At 49.7% G+C, this 20,282-nt stretch carries 9 protein-coding genes; 3 read left to right on the forward strand and 6 right to left on the reverse strand.

What is annotated here, in order from left to right:
* Positions 1-17 precede the first annotated feature (17 nt).
* The 5 genes from AC3Y23_RS17555 to AC3Y23_RS17575 form a co-directional block, all read right to left on the reverse strand.
* Entirely contained in the window at positions 18-6,851 is a 6,834-nt protein-coding gene (locus AC3Y23_RS17555) for an S-layer homology domain-containing protein (RefSeq protein WP_379201205.1), read from the reverse strand.
* A 231-nt stretch (positions 6,852-7,082) separates the two neighbouring features.
* A complete protein-coding gene (locus AC3Y23_RS17560; RefSeq protein ID WP_379201207.1) occupies positions 7,083-7,748 on the reverse strand; it encodes a response regulator in 666 nt (221 codons plus the stop codon).
* Between the two features lie 6 nt (positions 7,749-7,754).
* On the reverse strand, positions 7,755-12,815 hold the full coding sequence (locus tag AC3Y23_RS17565; protein WP_379201209.1) for an AAA family ATPase: 5,061 nt from the start codon (positions 12,813-12,815) through the stop codon (positions 7,755-7,757).
* Between the two features lie 225 nt (positions 12,816-13,040).
* Positions 13,041-16,859 (reverse strand): RCC1 domain-containing protein, encoded by a 3,819-nt coding sequence (locus AC3Y23_RS17570; protein ID WP_379201211.1) that lies wholly within the window; start codon positions 16,857-16,859, stop codon positions 13,041-13,043.
* Positions 16,860-17,230: 371 nt separating this feature from the next.
* Positions 17,231-17,707, reverse strand: coding sequence for a SprT family protein (locus tag AC3Y23_RS17575; protein WP_379201268.1), 477 nt, complete (start codon positions 17,705-17,707; stop codon positions 17,231-17,233).
* Between the two features lie 119 nt (positions 17,708-17,826).
* On the opposite strand from AC3Y23_RS17575, the gene AC3Y23_RS17580 reads away from it, so the two are divergent.
* Together AC3Y23_RS17580 and cmpA are read left to right on the forward strand one after the other, a co-directional pair.
* A complete protein-coding gene (locus AC3Y23_RS17580; RefSeq protein WP_066367416.1) occupies positions 17,827-18,189 on the forward strand; it encodes a hydrolase/acyltransferase in 363 nt (120 codons plus the stop codon).
* A 106-nt stretch (positions 18,190-18,295) separates the two neighbouring features.
* Positions 18,296-18,427, forward strand: coding sequence for a cortex morphogenetic protein CmpA (gene cmpA / locus AC3Y23_RS17585; RefSeq protein WP_139084739.1), 132 nt, complete (start codon positions 18,296-18,298; stop codon positions 18,425-18,427).
* Between the two features lie 156 nt (positions 18,428-18,583).
* Here the strand turns inward: cmpA and AC3Y23_RS17590 are convergent, their stop codons facing one another.
* Positions 18,584-19,075: a DinB family protein gene (locus AC3Y23_RS17590; protein WP_379201214.1), complete on the reverse strand. Its 492-nt coding sequence runs from the start codon at positions 19,073-19,075 to the stop codon at positions 18,584-18,586.
* Between the two features lie 162 nt (positions 19,076-19,237).
* On the opposite strand from AC3Y23_RS17590, the gene AC3Y23_RS17595 reads away from it, so the two are divergent.
* A complete protein-coding gene (locus AC3Y23_RS17595; protein ID WP_379201216.1) occupies positions 19,238-19,813 on the forward strand; it encodes a CGNR zinc finger domain-containing protein in 576 nt (191 codons plus the stop codon).
* Positions 19,814-20,282: the final 469 nt, after the last annotated feature.

Raw genomic sequence — 20,282 nt, forward strand, 5'->3', positions numbered from 1 at the left:
TTTTGCATTTAAAAAACTCAGTTATTCAGCAGTCCAGCCGCTTCCAGTACACGTGTCAGGATAACTGCTGCTTCTGCACGGCTCGTATTCTTGCCAGGTGCAAAGCTGTCCGCTGTCTGCCCCTTCATAATGCCGGAAGCTGTGAGAAGCTCCACGGAATCTGTGGCCCAGGAAGAGATGCTTGCGGAATCCTTAAAGGAGGCAGCACCCTTTCCTGTACCCTCAGCTACATTCAGCAGCTTAAGGGCTCTTGCGGCCATCACAGCCATTTGCTCCCGCGTAATGGAAGCATTCGGACGGAAGCTGCCGTCCTCATAGCCTTGAACAAGTCCAAGCTGCGCCGCAATGTTAGCAGACTCTGCGTACCAGGCTGCAGCCGGCACGTCACTGAACGAGACTCCAGCTGTTTTACCCGGCTGGAGATCCAGCGAGCGAACCAGCATAGCCGCGAACTCAGCACGACTAACAGACCCATTTGGTACAAATTGTCCAGCAGACTGTCCGTTGACAATTAGTCTACTAGCCAAACGCTCAATCTCAGCCTTTGCCCAGTGTCCGGTCACATCTGTGAAGGTAACCGGGTGCAGAGCAATTGCGATAATTCCGTTGGCATTGCTGCTCTTCACGGTAACCTTCGTAACTCCATTTTCTACAGTGAATACCGCCGGTACATAACTGAAGGTACCTTTCACTGGATCGTAGAGCAGGGCTACGGCTGTCTGCGGATTAAGCACCTCTTTGACGATAAGCGTGCGTTCCACATGAGTCGTACCAAATCCAGACACCGGTACGGAAGTCTTACCATCCGATACACTCAGACCAAAGGTTGCTGGAATTCCCTTCACGGTAAAGCCTTGCTCCTTCGCTTTAGCGATCAACTGTTCAAGTGTTGTGCCGCTTTGCGGCTCCAACTTGAACTCCAGCGTGCCGTCCGAATGTCCTGCACCCTTCAACACCTCTGCCACCAGGCTGAGCGGGAGGCGATATTCCAAGCCGCTGTTCTGTACCACAAGCACGGCATTAGGACTTGCCGCTGCTGCATTGCGCAAGGCTTCTGCGCTGAAGCGGGCGGTGCCATCGGCACTAACTGGAATCTCGATCACAGTCACCCCTGCGGTCGTCTTGGCTTTGAGCTGCGCATCATTGTTAGCAGCAGCCGGTGTGGTCACGACCGGAACCGAAGGATTGCTTGAACCCGGGCTTGTTCCTGGGTTGGTTCCTGGGTTGGTTCCAGGATTGCTACCCCCATCCGGATCAATGTAACTGTTATCCATACCGTCATCGCCATCAGAAGAACCGTCATCCGGTTTGCCTCCGACCGGCTTCACAATGATCGAATACTCTCTTTGCACGTTTCCTGCTGCCACGGTGAAGAGAGCTGTTCCTTCACTAAGGGCTTTGAGCTTATGATTCTCAAAGGAAGCCACTTTATTGTCTGCTTTGACAAAAGTTAACGTTGCTGAATCCGTCAGATCACTTCCGTCTTTGTCTTTCACCGTAAGTTCAGCGGAATCACCTACGGTTAACACCACAGGTCCGTTCTGTCCGTCTGCCAGTGAAATTGTGAACGGCTTGATTGCAGTGGCTACGCCCTGATTCAGCTCATTGATGATAAAGCCCGAGGCCGGATTCGATACCAGTGACATCCGCTCCCCGCGGATAATTAGATTGTCGGCCAAGAGTGAACCTTTCAGATCCGGCGTCACATCAATACCATTCGTTCCAGCACCGTCAATGACATGATTGACAATGCTGACACCGTTCATTTTCATGCTACCATGAGCGATCAGCCCGGAATACGTGCTGTCCAGTGCAGTATTGTTCTCAATCTTGATGTTGCCTTTAATATCATTCTCCCCGGCATACAACCACAAGGCGCCCAAATTCAGGCGATAACCGGAATCATAGCTGCCGGTACGGATCATCGTGTTACGCTCTACAACAGTTGTGCCTTCAAAAGGTTCTGCCGAGAAGCGGGTAGATACCGCAATACCAGCACCGTTAGTAACGGTGTCCTTAACAATGTTATCCTGAATTTTGTTGTCCTTACCACCAAACACTACAATGTTGTCGGCCAGCCAAGGCAGCGATACCGTATTGAACCGTGCGGTATTGTTCACACTTGGTGTCCGTTCCGCCCCGTTCACATCATTGAGTTTCGGATCCGTGAATGACCACATCGCGATACCATCATCGCCCGGATAACGAATGTCGGTCTGCTCCATCATGCTGTTTGCAGTGCCCACAGCAAAGTTGATGCCGTCTGCCATCAGATTGCGGATGCGCAGGCCAACCATATGCAGGCCGTTCGTACGGGCTTTTTCACCGGTTACTTGAGTCAGCCACAGACCCGCCTTCGTATGCTCAATCCATACATTCTGGATGACCGATCCTTGCCCGAAAGCCCCATGGAATGCGTTCGTTATGGCTTCATCATCCCGCTCATTGATGCCACCCTCGATCAACAGATCATAGACGCCGATCTTGCCGCCATGACCTACAAATTTGGCTCCATTCAGCGTTGTGTACCACATGCCGGCACCGCGAATTTGAACGGAATCCAAATCCAGCAGTCCATCGCCAACCTCAAATTCGCCGGCCGGGAACCAGACGCCCAGGCCTTTGCTCTTGGCTGCTGCAAGGGCCGCCCTGAACGCAGCGGTGTCGTCCTTGCCGTCATTCGGTACAGCACCATACTCCGTAACCGACAGGAATCCAGGCGGCTGGCGGAGAGCTGGGGCTACTTGCTCCATATCCGCAAGGTCGATGATGTAGGAGGATGCGTGATCGTCCTTGTCTTTTTTCAGCGTAATCTTCGCTCCAGCCGGAAGGTCTCCCGTCAGTGCATGAATCTCGTCAAAGAAGCGGTGTGCACTGCCTTGAGCAGGATCGTTAGACCACGGGTAGCTTCCGTACTCCCAAGCATACTTGGAAGTCAGCTTCAACTGCTGTTTGAAAGTACCGTTCACATACATGGATAAGGTCTCTTCGGCTCCCTTGCCGTCTGGACTGTCCGGAATCGAATAGCGCAGCACAATGGAATTAGCTGGCTTCGCCAACGTGAACTCAACGTAATCGCCTGTGTTATTCAGACTCACGGCCTCACGCCCGGAGGCTTCTGAAGCGACATTACGGTACAAGCGGGAAGGCCCGATAAGCGTACCATTCGTCACGGCATCTTCCGCTTCGTAGGTAATGTATGGCAGCGTGGCACCGCGATAGCTCTTGTTCACACTGTTATACACAGTCAGACGATCCACTTCAATTTTGCTCCAGGATGTGTTATCACTGCTCAAAGAAACGGTGTTAATACCCGCGCGCAGCTTCATCTTCACCTGGACCTTCCGCCATGTGGAAGAAGCATTGAAGGACGGAGACCCTTGCTTGATTCCATTCACATCCAGCTGTATAACAGCAGCATTGGCATTGTTGTTCTTATAGCGAAGTGTAGCCATATACTCGCCTGCTATTGCTGCATTAACTGCAAAACGAATCACTTGATCGCCATGGAAGGCATCTTTCCCCGGGTACACGACGTCAGAGGATACGGGGGTGAAGCTCCATTGCGCCGCATCCTCTTTTGCCGACCCAAGGATAACTTCACTCGAACTATGCGAAAGCACTTTGCCGTTCTTGGCATTAATCAGCAGGTTATAGCCCAGCTTCTCCTCAAGGGTCCATTGTGCGGACACTGAAGCAACACTAGCCGTTAGTATAATCTGATCATTACCATCAACAGAAAGATATTTCTTCGACGCTTGATTCAAGACCAGCTTGCGCCCGTTAAAATCCTGTAATAGCCATTGCGAGTGTGCTGCTGAATCTGCTGGTTCCGCGTATACAACTGCCCCGTCTTTTTCAGCGAGTACCTTGCCGTTCACTCCCTTAGGAGCAATCGTAATCGTGTTAGTATCGCTCAGAATCGGTGTAGCCGTATCTTGATTACGCGGTTCGCCCGCAGGGGTGTTGAAATCGGCTGTTGCTGGTTCCAGCGCCCAGTGTACAGAATCGGAGGATTCCAGCAAAAGTCCGCGTTCCGCGTAGCCGGTTCGATTCTCCACATTGACGAACTCATCGTCATATGCTCCGAACAAACTCCGAATGGTATAGTTAACCCCATCAGAAGAAAGCTTCACAGCCCAACCGGAGGCCCCGCCGGCTGCAGGTTCAGCGCCCGCGCTCTCCAGGAACGAATATTCTTCGCTCAGGGTCAGATAGTGTCCAGTTGCCCGGTTCACAATGTACTGCTTGCCGTCCTTGGCTGAAATAATCCAGTGCGAATAACCGTTGTCTGCCGCCGGCTGTCCGTACAGAACCACGCCATGTTCATTCTCATAGAGATAATCCCCGCTACCCGCATTCTTAAAACGAACCGGATAAGACGGAACTGGCGGTTCAGGGATGTTCACCGGTTCAGCTGTAAACTGCGCGCTGTCCCGTGTGGCTGCATCTGCGGCTTTGCTGATTTTGATTACTGCATGCCCATCCTGATCAGATGCACCGTACAGGTAATGGCCCGCCCAAGCACTCTTGAAGGTCGTTTGGCCAGATGCCTTGATATCGACCGCCCACTTAATGCTGGCCCATACGTCATAAACTGTTTTTAAGGTCTGAACCGCCTCAGCCGGTTCTTCTTGTTCAATAACACCGCCCATATGCTCCAGGGAAAGGTAGCGGCCAGTGCCTCTATTCTTGATTTTCACACTGTTCGCGCCAGGAATTTCTTGCAGCTGCCAGATAAAAGAATCATCGCCCGGTGCAAGCGCACCGTAGGTAGCCTGACCAACCGTCAGGTCCTCAGCAACTGCCGCAGCCGATTTGGCGGAAGGTGATGGCTCTGGTGCATTCTTCTTCCCATTCTCAGGCGTGACTGCATTGTCGTCTTCCGGGTTATAAGTGGCCTCTGTAACGGTTGCGTTCTTCGCTGCCAGATCCAGTACAGGTTCAGGCAATGGCCCGTCTTTCAAATACTGGTCTTCTCCGTTCACACTGTTCAACTTAAAGCGGAACACGTCCTGCTTCTTCTCTGTCACCGGAACAAAACGCCATTTCGGGCTGCCCCAAGTCGGGTTAATAGCACCGTATTCTGCGTATTTAGTCATATTTTCCAGCGAAATAAATTTGGTAGGAAGTTCTCCTGGCTGCTTGTCAGCCACATTTGCGATGACGTAGTTGTTATCGCCCATATTTTTCCTCGTCCAAATAAATCCGGTATCGACCTGATTCTTATCCGTCAACGTGGTGACCTGAATGTGGCCTTCCGGCATGCTGGTAATATTGATGTAATGACCAGTCTTGCGATTCTTGAACAGCTTCCGTCCGTTATACTTCTCCACCATCCATTGGTCGGACTGATCCTCTTGCACATTACCGTATTTCAGCAGACCCTCCTTGTTTTCATACCAATAGAAGGATTTCCAACCGTTCTGGATACGGACATAGTGCTCAGAAACCGGTGTTGCCGGGTCAATGAGCTCCCATTGCGCAGCTAGCGAGGCCGGATTAGACGAACCACCTGCGCTTCCGCCTTCTCCTATAGCCAGATAAGTGCCCTGATCACCGGCATTGCCAATGGTCTGATAATCATCAACATCATCGGATTCCTTGAAAATCCATTGATCAGTGAGACTGCTCTCCCCTGCCTGAACAGCCTTAACTGTGCCATCGGTATGGGTCAAATAATGATTCGTAGCGACATTGCGTATCCGCTTGTTGCCATCGTAATCCTCCAAATACCATAAGTAGACTGCTCCGTTGTTGCTTGATTCCGGTGCAATGGTTCCATGCTTAAGCTGTCCCCCATCGCCCTCATACAAGAAATCCGTAGCCACTTGAGCATCTGTATACGTTGCCAGCCGGATCGGCTGCAGCTCAGAGACAGGAACGATTTGCCACTGAGCGCTAGGGTTCGCCGCACTACCCGGCCAATTGTTGGAGCGAACGTCATTGTCGTCGGGGTACTGTGGATTCAGCCATTGTGGGTTCCCGCCATCGGTCATGCCGTAATTGCGAAGGGTTATGTAGCCCGTCCCATCTCCTGCAGGCGCATCCTCCTGTACCCACTGGCTTAATTTCACATTGTCAGGATCAATCGCCGTAGAGAAGACCCCGTACCAAAATTGTTCGTTCTGCTTGATATAGTGCCCTGTCGCACGGTTACGGATCATCAGGGTCCCGCTGTCGCTCGGCTCCAGATACCACTGGGCCGTTTCATCCTTGGCATCTTTGTTACCGTGCAGGACTTTGCCGTCTTTCTCATACATGACATGTCCCGGGTGCAGCCGACTTTTCAGTTGCACAGGTGCAGAATCCAGATCGACAAAAGCCCACTGCGGGCTCTCGAACGTAACATTGATATCCGCACTGACCTGCGCATACCCAAGCTGATTCTCCTGGTGAATGACCAGTTTAGCATCCGGTGCAGTCGCGCTGCGAATGACCATATAACCGGCACGGTTCGAGGTATCGATCAGCCATTTGTCTGCTGTCGTTCCTCCGCCGGAAATGTTACCTGCCTTGAGCGAATCCTCCTTCCCGGCATTGCCTGCAAGTGTAATATAATGTCCTGTCTTCACATTCTTGATCTGTGAGAGACCGTTCTCCGTTACGACCAGCCAATGTGAGGATGTATCCGCCGGATTGGTCATTCCATAGCGGACAATCCCACTGGATGTTTCATACAAAAAATTGTTTTTCCATTTGTTCTTGATCAGTACCGGACCTGCAGGAACTTGTGATGCCCCGGTCCCTCCGGCCCCGGCGGAATCACCATTGGCCGCGTAAGCAGGCAAGCTGGAGAGAATCAGCAGCATTGCTAGCAGACCTGCCATAGCGGACCTGAATCGCTTCATATCGTGTACCCCCTCTAACAAAAATGGACTTCCTCTCCATCTTAGGTTGGTAGCGTTTACAAAACGATGTGCGATTTTATCCATAAAAAGGTGTATTTGTACGCATCTTGGTACAAAGGTCTTCTTATTCCGAGAATTACCCGAGGGTAGGAATTAACTCCACCATCGGGTAATCAGATTAGAGATATTAAGATATACCATTGCTTGCTATTTTGCAGCTCAGCCCATAGCTCATATCACATGCTCCAGAATGGACTGGAGGCGTACAATCGCCTGTGCACGGTCAGTCACACCGAGTTTGCCATAGAGATTGCTGATATAATTGCGAGTCGTACCCTCGGCAATGTGCAGGCTGTCGGAGATTTCGCGGTTGCTCAGCCCCCGGATAATTAAACGGGCAATATCCTCCTCCCGTTCGGTGAGTTCAATATTTCCCAACCTGTCACTCAGCAAGTCCTCATACTCATGAGACAGCCCCCTCATTCTTAAGGCCAGCTTGGCCGCTACTGCGGCAGGCAGAATGAATTGACCGGACACGGCGTCCCGGATCGACGAGATCATTTTGTCCCCATCCATATCCTTTAGCAAATAGCCGTTCGCCCCGTGAGCCATCCCATCTACAATATAATCGGTCTCGATGAACGTGGTCAGAATCAGGATATGTACCTCCGGGCAAGTTCGCTTGATTTGCTTCAAGGCCGTGATACCATCCATGAGCGGCATCTGAATATCCAGCAGCACCAGATCGGGTTGCAACTGTTCTGCGAGTTCACAAGCCTCAATCCCATTCTTGGCTACACCAACTACTTCAAAATCATCCTCCAGCTCCAGAATGGTTCGTAGTCCTTCTCTGGTCAATAATTGATCATCTGCGATGACAATTGATATTTTTCTCATGCTCTGTCAATCTCCCATCCAGCGTACAGGTAACGGCAACACAATCTGAAGCAGACAACCCTGTCCAGGCCGTGAGGTCATTTGCAAAGAGCCACCCATTTGCTCCATACGCTCCTTCATCGTTGTCAGTCCAAAGCCCGGTTCTAGGCTTCCGCTGCCTCTGCCGTAATCCTTCAAACTGAAGTGTAAATAATTATTATCCATCCTCAGAGCGAACATAAACCGCTGGCTTTTCCCATGCCTGATCCCGTTGGTCAGTCCTTCCTGTAATGCATGATAAATCGCCTTCTTATACTTGACAGGTAGAAAATCAGGCAGCGGCTGAATCTCCGTCTCAATGATTACACCGGCATTTTGTTCCGTCCCCCGTATTAATTGCTCCAGGAGAACGGTCAGATCTGAGTATTTATCCTGCTTTAGCATGTGAACAGAGCCGCGAATCTCATTCAGACTGTGCCGAACAAGCTCCTGTGCCTCATTCAACCGCCGGAGACCACCTTCTACATCCTTCAACAGCAGACGCTTGCCCGCTTCGATCTGAAGAATTGTCGAGGTCAATGTATGGCCGACAATATCATGGATTTCCTGCGCAATCCGGTTTCGCTCCTCAGCCACAGAAGCCTGTGCCAAGGCGGCAGAGGTGTCGTGCATATACTGTTCAAGGCTTCGTGTTCTCGCTTGGACTTGACCTTCCAGATTATCTTTAAGCTCTTGGATATGGGCAAACAGCTTGGCATTCGCAATCGAGATAGCCGCTTGTGCGCCCAGCACTCTCAGCATATCAAGCCGCTGTGGCGTGAACAAGCCGGCCATAAGGTTATTCTCCATATACAACAGACATACCAGACGGCCCTGACTCAGAATCGGAAGACATAGCACCGACTTCAGCCCTTTGTCCCGGACATAACGGCTTCGGGCGAACATGCCTTCAGCGCTGGCATGATGCAACACGACCTCTTCCCTTGTTCTGGCCGCATAGCCAATGATGGCAGCGGGAACCATCTCTGTCTCCTGCTCTAGCGGTATGGAGGCTACCTGCACTTCTTCCGTTGTTCCGCACGCTTCGATCGTCCAGCCCCCATCATGTGTGAAAATAACCGCTCCGTACTCTGCACCCGCATTCAGCAGCATAATCCGCATTAGCTTGTCCAGCAGCCGGCTCATTTCCATCTCTCCCGATAGCGCTTGGGAAGACATCGCAATTGCCAAATTATCCTCACCATGAACCGATGCTGCTTCCAGTCCGTACAGCAAGTCAGGATACCTGTGCGTCAAGTCCTCCAGCTTCGCGGTCGCCCCCCATTGCTTGTATGCCTCATAGGCTTCTGTCATATAAAGCTTGGCCAGGTACTCTCTCCCCCTGCGCAGCCCATACTTAGCATAGCATTCAGAAGCAATGCCCTGATCATGTGCATAGCCCTGCTCCCGCGCCTGCTTAATAGCTCCCTCATAGTATTTTTCAGCCCGGCGGTCCTTGCCGAAAAGCCGTTCCATCTCCGCGCTAATTAAGAGATATTTGTGTAAGTAGATCTCTGGATTCTGCACGGACAGCCGCTTCATAATTCTTCTTCGCTTACGCAAACCAGCCCGGTAGACACCCTGCTCTTGTGGAGATGCCTCCTCGTAAAGCTGTGCCCAAACCAGTGATTCAAACCAGTACGTGTGGTACGCCGATGCGGCGATCTCAGGTGTAGCACTGGCAATAAACTTCAAACTCTCACTCGCTTCCCTATACTGCCCGAACAAATAAGCCGGCAGATAGTCGCACATCGCCGCTAGCTGCAGCACAATCTGCATGGAATCCCCGGGAACCGACTGACCATACGCCCTCAGATCCTCGCCCGGTGTTGCATAAGAGTCTTCATGAGAGCGATGCCCAGTCAAGCGAATCAAGAGCGTGTTGAATAGTACCGCTTGTTTGTAATGTAATTCGCTATTCTGGCGTAAGAAATCACCTGAAGTTGCAAGAAAGAGATGATAAATTTCCTTCAGCGGATATCCACGTGTTAGCAGCAGGGCAGAGTGAATCAACACGTTCTGATTGGCATGCCAAAGATCGCCTGTTTTAAGACCAACCGTTCTCACATTTTGATGGAAGATCTCAATCAGCGACGGCTCATAACGCTGCCAGCTCTCAAAGCACAGCACAAAGGCCATCATCGTCTTGGCATAAACATCCGGATAGGGTAAAGCCAGATCGCAAGCCAGCTTGCCCCATTTATAAGTCTCCCGGTGGTTATGATAGAAATAATGCTGAAACAGCGCATACCCCATAAAGCCTGCCGGCGCTTCGGGGGTCAGACCATATTCCAGTGTAAGTTCAATGATCGCAATCGTGTTCAATAACCAGCTCTTGCGGTTGATGGAGAAACAGGCTGTGGCTGAATGCGCCAGCACGGCGATAGCCGCTTTACGTGTCGGATCACTCATCAGCGGCAGTTCTGCAAAGGTTGAAAGCGAGAGTTTTCTTAACCTACGGGCTAATCTTAAACTCCGAAACATCAAGTCTGGCAGCCTAGGCTCCAATCGGTAGGGGACGCCTAGCAGTTTCAAGGTATGCTCGGCTAAAGTAATCACCTGCTCATGGTGATCTCTGCCGGCTTCCATCTTTATCTTGAGAATGTAGACCTGGGCCTGATCTTCAGAAACTCGTACCTCCTTTACCAGCCATTCGAACAAACGGTCTGCTTCCTCAAAAAACGAGTTTAAATATTCCAGCTCGGCTTGTTGCATATGAACACGGAACAAAAGCTCATAGTTCTCGCTCCAGGATGCTTCCTTCAGCAAAACAGCGGCAAATCGTGAATAGGCAAGCGCGGATTCATAGGCTGTCGCCTTCTTCGCTTGCAGGCAGGCTTCCAGATTCAGACTGGCCAACCACAGCCGTTGCTGCTTGTCCTCAACCCTCAACATTGCCAGGTTCATGTGATGTAGAACTTCAAAGACAGTAATATCAGAGGCTTCCTCCTGCAACCGTTTTGACAATTGGAGTCCCCGGGTATAATGAATGTCTTGGCGTTCTTCCTCCCGCACCAGTCGGTATGCAGCTTCACGAATACGTTCATGGGGAAAACGGTATAACGAATGGTCTGCAGATATCCTCTCCAGCACATGACCCGCAACTCCGTGCTCCAGTGCGCTCTTTAGAGACTGAAGCGGCATTTCTATCATCTCGCCAAGTTCAGATAATTCGAATGAACTGCCCAGAATCGATGCCCAGCCAAGCACATTCACCGTATCCTGTGGCAGCTGTGTCAGCTTACCCGAGAGGTAGCCAGCTACATGTTCGGGAATTTCCATCTGTGCAATCTGCTGAAGATCCCACCGCCAGAGATGATATTGTTCCGCGAAAAACACCTGTCCTCCATTCAGAAGATCCTGAAGAAACTGCTGGATAAAGAACGGATTCCCTCCCGTCTTATGCAGCAGCAGCTCAGCCAGCTCAGTCATACCTGAAGTCTCGCCGTGCACAGCTTCCTTCAGCATCTCTATAATATCTTCTAATCGAAGCGCATTCAGTTCAATCTCTTCTATAGAAAGGCCACTGTCCCGAAGCCACTTATCCGGCTTGCTGAGAACATTTGGCGCATCAGCCCGCTGCCCCAGAACAGTCAGCATATGCCTGGTTGCCCGATCCTCCATTAGGTAGATCAAAAACTGCAGCGAGGCTTCATCAGCATGCTCCAGAGAATCAATGAATAGAATCAGCGGCCTGCCCATCTTTGCAAACAGCTGAATGAAGCGGCACAGCAGGGTATGAAATCTTCGCTGAGCCTCAAGTGGAGAAAGCGGCTCCACTTGAGGCTGACGTCCGATCAGTAATTCCAGCCGCGGCGTCAAACTTGTCAGCAAGTGTCCGTATCCCTCTAAAGCTTGATCCAGATGTAGCTTCCATACCTCAATCTGAAGCTCCGTTTCCATTAATAGAAGCCCCACTAATTCATCCATAACCTGTTTCCAGACTCCATAGGGAGATGGTACCGTCAAGGAAGGGACCCCTACTTGAACAATATATCCTTGTGTCGGCGCTTCCGAGAATACAAATTCCTGTACCAGCCGGGTTTTCCCTATCCCTTCAGCCCCTCTGATCCAGACCATCTCCGCACTGCCAGCTTGCGCGCGTGCTTGAGCTTCATGCAGATATTGCCGCTCACGTTGTCTCCCAAAAAAACCGTCAGCGTCAAGCCAATGTTCCGAAATATCTTGCCCGGCTAACGGAAAAGGTTGAATCTGTCCTGTCTTCTGTAGCTGTTCGAGACAGGACAGCAAATCGGCTTTAATGCCGTAGGCGCTAGCATATCTAGCATCTGGCATCTTCTCCATACACTTGCTGATGATGTCGGACAGGATACGGGGAATCAATGGAAACCTCAAATACAACGCTTCTGGCTTATCTGCGATATGATGGTAAATGATATCTGTCAGTTCCTTCTGTCTGAACAGGGGAGTCCCTGACAACCACTCATATAAGACGACTCCAAGCGAATAGAAATCCGAGCGGTAATCAGGCTGCGAGCCGCTTCTTCCTGTCCATTCAGGAGACATATAAGCAAGCATGTCCTTCCGCTGGACATCAGCCGGAGGGAATTCTCCAGCCAAACTCAACAAGCTTGGACGAAGATCTATAATTTTTGCCTCATAGGTATTTAAATCCAGCAGGATATTCCAAGGCTTAAGTGCATTCAAGGTGACGTTCTGCCGATGCAGCAGCATGAGACAATCGGCGAGGGCAGCCGCTACACGCAGGCTTTGTTCCAGTGTCGGCTGCTGCTTGCGGCTATAAATCAACTGCTCCAGTGTCTCACCCTCCCGATCCAGCAGGAGCAAGACCGGTCGTTCTGCATAGTATTCCAAGCCGAAAGGCTCAAGGGTTCCCGTCCCTTTCAAACGCTGCAGCAGTTCAAACTCTTCTTGAAAGGCTTGATCAGTAGCCGGACTTGGATCGGTCTCACTAGGCGTTTTGGCAATCAACCTGAGACCATCCTCGTGCCGCAAAAGTCTATACACCTCTAGCCCATCATGCTTCACAATCAAATCCAGCGTGCGAAACCCTGGTATTTCCAGCATTTGTGATCACTCCATCCATGAAATCATGCCGGCAAGACTCTTTCGTATCCCTATATTTTCAGCTATTATAGCATATTGCTGTTAAGCTAGCTTCACCTGAAATCCTTCATCTCGCTGATCAAAATTGAAACTCAAATTCATTTCCATAACAACAAGAACAGGCCCTTCACCTAAAGGCCTGTTCTTGTTTCAATGAAATCCTATCGGTCTTACAATTTACAATATTTACTTCTGTAGCTCCAGCATTCTAATAATGACCGTAACCGCTTCTGCTCTTGTCGCTGTAGCTTCTGGAACGAACAGGTTACCACCGCGTCCATTAAGAATGCCAAGCTTGGTTACAGCCGACACGGCTTCAGAGGCCCATGCCGGAATCTTGCGGTTATCGGCATAGTCTGTTGTACCCCCAGTTGCATTCTCGCCCACTGCTCTCGCGATCATCACGGCCAGTTCTGCTCGCGTTATGTTCGCGCCTGGGCGGAAACTGCCATCTTCATAGCCAAGAATAATACCGGCTTCCACAGCTTGGGCAACGCCTTGCTGGGCCCAGGACGGGATCGCATCCTTGAAGTGAAGGGCAGCACCCTGTCCGTTATGCCTCAGCGCATTCATCAGCATTACAGAGAACTCCCCGCGTGTAATGGCCGCGTTCGGTTTGAAAGAACCATCTTCGTAGCCCTTCACAATCCCCCGCATAGATGCGTCATCAATCGTTTTCTCTGCCCAATGTCCATTAATATCCGTATATTGTATGCCACTGGAAGCCTTTCCGTCAGCTACAGAAAATACTGCGAACTTCCCGAAGTGGTTAACTTCAGCAGTAATAACACTACCCTGTACCTGCCCGCCAACTTCACTCCACGCCTTCTTCACTTCATCGTAGTAGAAGATTGAAGCATGTTCTCCCGTTTTAATCCGGGCTGGATCGAATTTCAGCTTCAGCGTGACCGGCTTCTGCAAATCACCTGTAGAATTCTTCGAAATTTCGAAAACAGGGCTGGCAAAAACCTTGCCTGAACCCAGACTTTCGCCGTTTAATACCTTTTGAATCACCAGCTCTGTCTTCTGTGTAGTTGCTCCGGCAGGGATAGATAGTACGATATCATCCGACAATCGAACTTCTCCGGATGCTCCTGCTTCAAGACTCAGCTTGCCTTCGTTGATTCCCTGTGCAGGGGAAACCGTTGGCGCAGGCCCACTGCCCCCACCTGTCGGAGCAGAGCCGCCCGCATCTGGCGTTGCCGCTGGTGCTGGCGTTATCGTTGGCGTTGGATCTACCCCTGTTCCAGGATCTGTTGGGGGATTAGACTCTCCACCATCACCTGGTATCGGGGTTGGTGTCGGCGTTGGTGTCGGCGTTGGTGTAACAATTGGGGCAGCCCCACGTGTAATCACCAATGTGTACACTCTGGTCAATCCATTCTCAGCCTTGACCGTAACCGTGGCGGGATTCTCCCCGACTTTCAGTTCAGCAGGCACCTCTAAGGTAACTGTCGCCAACTCACTGTTTGTCGTATAAGTCACATCCACCACGCTGGTTCCATCAGGAACGGATACCGCATAAGGGCCTGTGTACTCAGACGCAAAACCTGCGACGGTTGCCCCATTCACCCGAAGATCGCGAAGTCCTGCATCATCGGTTACAAAAGCAGGAATCCGCTCAAGTCCAATCATCTCGCGAAGCCTCAACAGATAACCATTGTTATTGCCAAACGCCCAGAATTCTCCGTGTTGATCCTTTACGAAGCTCTTATTAGTGGTGGCGAATATAGCCTCGATATGAGGCAAAGTGGAGATTAAGGTTGGATATTGGATATTAGATTCATCTGTATTCAGTCCCAATTCACCGGAATAATTGGAGCCCCAGCTCCAAACCTTCCCCTCTTGATTTAATGCAAGCGCATAACCTTGACCTACAGACAATGCCTTAATTCCACTTAAAGCCGTTCCATCTTCCATCTGGATTTGTGTAGCTTGAAGATTTGGCTGATTAAAATATCCCCAAGACCATACTGTTCCGTCATTCTTGAGTGCAAAAGAATATCCATAGTTTGCCTCAATTGAAGTGATACCCGTTAACGGACCGTCATTACTTATGACCTGCTTCAGGTCTGAAGGAGAATCGTCCGTATTTCCAGTTCCTAACTGACCATTCCAATTACTCCCCCAAGCCCAGACGGTCCCATCCTGCTTCCGCGCCAGGACATGGCTATTGCCGGCCGCAAGCTGGATCACGGGGTTAGCGTCCTCAGCAGAAAAAAGCTTCACAGGGTATGCAACGACACTTTGCTTCGGTCCACTAAGCACGGAATTCCAGCCATAGCCCCAGGCCCAGACTTCGCCGCTTCTCGTTACAGCAAAGCTATTTTCAGTAGTTGCTGCAACAGAGACTACATCAGTAAGCGTTGCCCCGCTGTTATCCAGAACAACTTGCCGGGCTGACCATGAGTCGGCAGTATCACCGTGCCCTAACTGACCGTATTCATTATTGCCCAATGCCCAAACGGTACCGTCCTTTGCCAACGCAAGAGTATGGCCCTTCCCATTACCGCTCCTACTGGAGGTGATATACGCTATATTCGATAACGGTACGTCATCAGAAGTTTTCACCTGAATCCTTTCCTTATCATTTTCCATCCTCCATACGGTTCCGTCGGTGGCAAGAACGCTGCTACTGTTATTGTCGCCCGTCATATACACCGCATCAGTGACCGTAGAAAGAGCTGGTTTTCTTTGAACAAAAGGCTGCCAGTTTAACCATTTCCATATCGTCCCATCCTGCTTAAGGCCGTAGGAATACTCTGAGCTGAAAACAACGCTCATTCCGAATAACCCCTCTTTTTTCTCCGGATTGTAACGTATCAAATTATTAAAATCGTCTTGACCAAGCAGCCAGTTCGATCCATCTTTCAGCGTGATCATCATTATATTCCCATCTGCATAAAGCCTTGTAGCCTGCTGTGAGCCATCACCTAGGGACAGCAGTTTTCCATTGTACAGCATAGCTTCTTTCCAGCCATACAAGTCTTCCACTACCCCCCATGCCTTAACCTGGCCGTCAGCACGTACCCCCAGAGTCAGACTTCTTCCTTTGACAATTTGCGTGTAGACTTCATTTGGGTCAGATACCGGCCTGGCCGTAGGCAAGTACATAAGATCAGCATAAGTATCGGAGTTCCACATAGCGTTCCAAATTTTATATACATCATTAAGCGTGATGATATCATCGAAATTCCATTGGCTATCCAGCTTCAGATCAGCAACGATCTTGTTCAAGTCGTGGCCTCCGTATCCAAGGTCTCCTTTGTTGTTCCCCCACCCCCATATTCTACCATTTTTATCCAGGGATATAGATGAGTACGCTCCAGCAGAAACATCCTTGATATTGCTGAGCGGGGTTTTCTCTCCTGATTCATTCATGGTTTGTACAAGTACCGGGTGAGCCTCAAAGTCACTAGAATCATTTCCGAGTTGACCAGAACTATTGTCCCCCCACGCCCAGACTTGGGTGTCTTCATCAACAAACAGAGCATTGAAGTTCCAGTCCTTGGAGGCAGATAATGCCGTAATCTTCTTCCCTTCGAACTCATCAAGCTTTACAGCATACGGCTGCTTTGTGTAATTTTCTCCATATCTTCTTCCCCACAACCAGACATCGCCGGATTCGTCCAGAGCCAAGTTATACTCTGTTCCAGCCGACACATTCTGAATATGGTTCAACGGCTCTCCCGATTCGGTAAGCACTTGAACCGGCTGATCCTGAATAGGTTTCAACGACTCTCCTGATTTATCAAGCTCTGGAACTTGCGAATCATCGATAGTTCCATTGCCGAGTTGTCCAGCGTTATTTTTCCCCATAGTCATAACGGTTCCGTCCTTCATCAGGAACACCGTATGATCCCATGTGGAATCCATCTTTAAGACAGAAGATGAAGAGGCTTCTGCAGCGGCGTTCGCTTTATCCTGCCCCGGTACGACAGCACCCAGCGCAACCAGTACACTCAGTAACGTTTTCAAAAATAAATAAGTCGTTCTTTTTTGCACAATCCAATCTCCTTTTCACCAAAGTAAAATAATAATGTTGGCTCAACTAAAAATCAGCGGTTCTCAAAAAGGAAAACACAGCGGTTAGGAAATTCAAAGAACGGTAATGTTCGCCTTTTAAAATTACCGTTCTAAAGAACCTCTGATCTCGCAAATTCTCCCTTCACAAGAAGCCGTCTGATGACTTTAGTGATGAGCCAGTTTGTGAACCTCATAAATATACAGCAACTGGAATTCACCCGGGTAGTCACGGCTGTCACCAATGTTGTCATGTGACAAAATTCATAGTATTCATAGAATTCACAAACAAAAAAATGCCGCCCCCAAATATGGAGACGGCATTATCTATTTCAATCCATACATTAATTCTATTACATTCCACCAGGCTCCAGCGCCAGCAACTTCAGCTTGCCCGCACATTTCCCGCAGCGGTAGCGCTTAGGATCTGCCTTGCGTTTACGCGGATATTCCGTAGCACATGCCGTACACACCAGCTTGTACCGATAAGGGAGCGGCTTGCGCGCCTTCGTTCCTGGCAAAGTCTGACAAAAGCGACTGCCGCCCACCTGCTTCAAGAGTGCTTTGAAATCCGCGTCACGGTGCATATAGCCCCTTTTTGCCAAATGCAGATGGTAGTGACACAGTTCATGCTTGATAATCCGCTCCGTTTCCTCACGCCCGAAGGTCTCCAGCTGACGGGGATTAATCTCTATATTATGGCTTTTGATAAAATATCGTCCGCCCGTAGATGACAACCTACTATTAAAAGAAGCTTTGTGCCGGAACGGTAGTCCAAAACTTTCCCGCGACACCTGCTCGATCCACTGCTGCAGCTCTTCATTGCTCATACTTTCCATAGTGTTCTCTCCCAAGTCCTTTCCGCGGGGAATAATTTCTCTACTTGAATTGTAACTTGTGCATAGGCTAAACTGTCAAGAAGGAAGACAAGTACGGAGGGAGAATGATTATGCCGAAAATGCGGTATGTAATTTTGCAGCAACATCAAGAGCTTCAATTCGTGGAGATGCCGGAGGAATATGCTTACCAGCTTAGCGCGCTGAATTTGCGTCTCAATAAGGAGATCGACAAGCTGACCGCTGACAATGTGCCGGACCTGCCGAAGGCGATTGCGGAATGCGATTCCCTGGAACTGCTGCGCGAGGATTACTCGCTGCAATCGGGACTTGATTATATCAATGTCCTGGAAAGTGCTTTTGCTTCAGTTCAGGAGAAGAAGGATTACCCGCTGATCTCCTTGCTGACCGAGATTCGTGCGCTGCAAGCACAGTTGGAGCAATGGTACGAGGAGGAAGAAGAAGGCGTACATTAAGAAGATTCTTTTGTAAAAAAAACGGCATTATTTGGCTTATAACGGTCACCTTTGGGCCCTTTCCCCCATATGCTAACCTACGAAGCATGCCAGGGGAGGGATTACCGTGCCGCAGTGGCTCTGTCACCAGATGATGAAGGCTTTTTACAAAAAAGACCGTCGTCAGATCAAACTGCTGAACGAATGCTGGTTCTTTTACCGCAATGCCGATGAATTTCCGGGCGAAGCCCGTTATTAGCTATTGTTCTACTATTTAATGAAGCTGTAGGTGCTGATCTCACAAAAAAGCGGCCCCCGATATCCTTGCGGATCATCGGGGGCCGCTTTTTTGCAGCGATATCCGGGCAAGTATGCCCTCATGTCATCAAATGAATAGCCTCTCAGCTCGTTGTCACTACAAGTTCCGCTGCGCAGGCCAAGAACCCTGAAGCTTGCGGAGCAATACAATCTGCCCGGTATGATAAGCATCATGCAAAATTAGGCTCATCACCTCTTCGCCGGGAGCATGCCCTGAGCCGCCCCAATCATAAGCGCCCTCTTCCAGCGCCTCAATTACTTCCCGAAGCTGGGCGTGTATGCTTTTCAATTGCTCGACAGCCTTCTGCCAAGCTTCTTCCCCAGATTCTGTAACCGTGAAGGTATCATCGTTGCTCTCCAGCTCAGGCTGTTTCGGCAGCCCTTTCAGCTTACGCAGCAAGCGATCCTTATAATACGTCAAATGGTTGACCGTCTCCCAGATTGAATTCCCCGCTGCACCTTGCGGCTTCCAGCTCGCCTGCGTGCTGTTGACCCCATCAAGCGCATCGCTGAGCGGCGGCGACCAGTCTTCCACGTCCATAGCGTAATCCCAATTTTCCAGCAAAACATCACTGATTTTATTCTGCATGTTCTACCTCCAAATCGTAATATGTAACGACTTAAACTATAAAATAACAGTTACTGAAAGACTGTAGCATATTTTTATCGCATCTTCAAGTAACTAGTAAAATTACGTTTTAACTGTTACAATATGGACAAATCAAGATACGGACGGAAAGAGGAATGCAACATGCTGTGGAGGGATTTCATTAATAGCTACTGGCGGGATTGGCGGACCGGAGACCGCAGCAAGGATCGGGACATGCTGGAGGATCAGGAATGGGTTGAAAGATGGCTGCATAAATATTCCCTTCAGACCAACGCTTTACCGGATCAGGCGGAGACGGAACAATTAAAGCAACTTCGCTCCCACCTCTGGACCGCTGTGCAAAATATAGTGAAAGAACAACCACGAGACCCAGTGCTGCTGGAACAGTTGAACCACTACATGGCGCCCGGGCCTGTAACCAGGCAAATTGCCTGGAGTGCAGAGCATCAACGTTATGAGATGAGTTTATTGCCACATTACAAACACTGGGATCAGGTAATGGCTGAGATTGCAGCTTCTTTTGCCACGGCGTTATTCGAAAAAGAAACCTCGCGCTTCCGCATCTGCGAGAACACCAATTGCCTCTGGGTCTATTACGATGATACCCGCAACCGCTCCAAACGATACTGTGACGACAAAGCCTGCGGTAACCTTATGAAGGTCCGCCGATTTCGTGCGCGGAAGAAGGCGGAGCTGGAGGGGCAGAGCGAGAAGTAATGTAGAAGGGTTCTGAGTAGGGTGCAGGATGATGTTTAAGGGTAAGTGTTGGGTAGAACAAAGATAAAATAATGTCTACTGGAACGCTACTGGTACTGGCATCAAAGGAAAATTTACTAAACTGGGCAACTGTCACAACGTAGCCTACCTTTGACTTTATAAGTGGTCTGTTGGAGTAAAAAAACATCTTCAAAAATTAACAGGATTTACTCCCGTTATTTGCACGGATTGACCTACCATTCGCATAATAACGGTATTTTCTCCAGTTAAATTTCACTTGCAGGCTGTTCAGGGGCAAAATTCTCAGAAATAACGGGTGTTTTTCCAGTTAATTCTAAGTATCAGTCCTTTTTAAGTGATTTAACTGGTATATTGCAATTAGAATAAATAGTGGACACCCGTTAACGGACAGACCGATAATGAAATCAGTGGAGGTGTGTTCACTTGGGAGAACAAAGACAACGATATA

The organism is Paenibacillus sp. MAHUQ-45 (assembly GCF_058133325.1).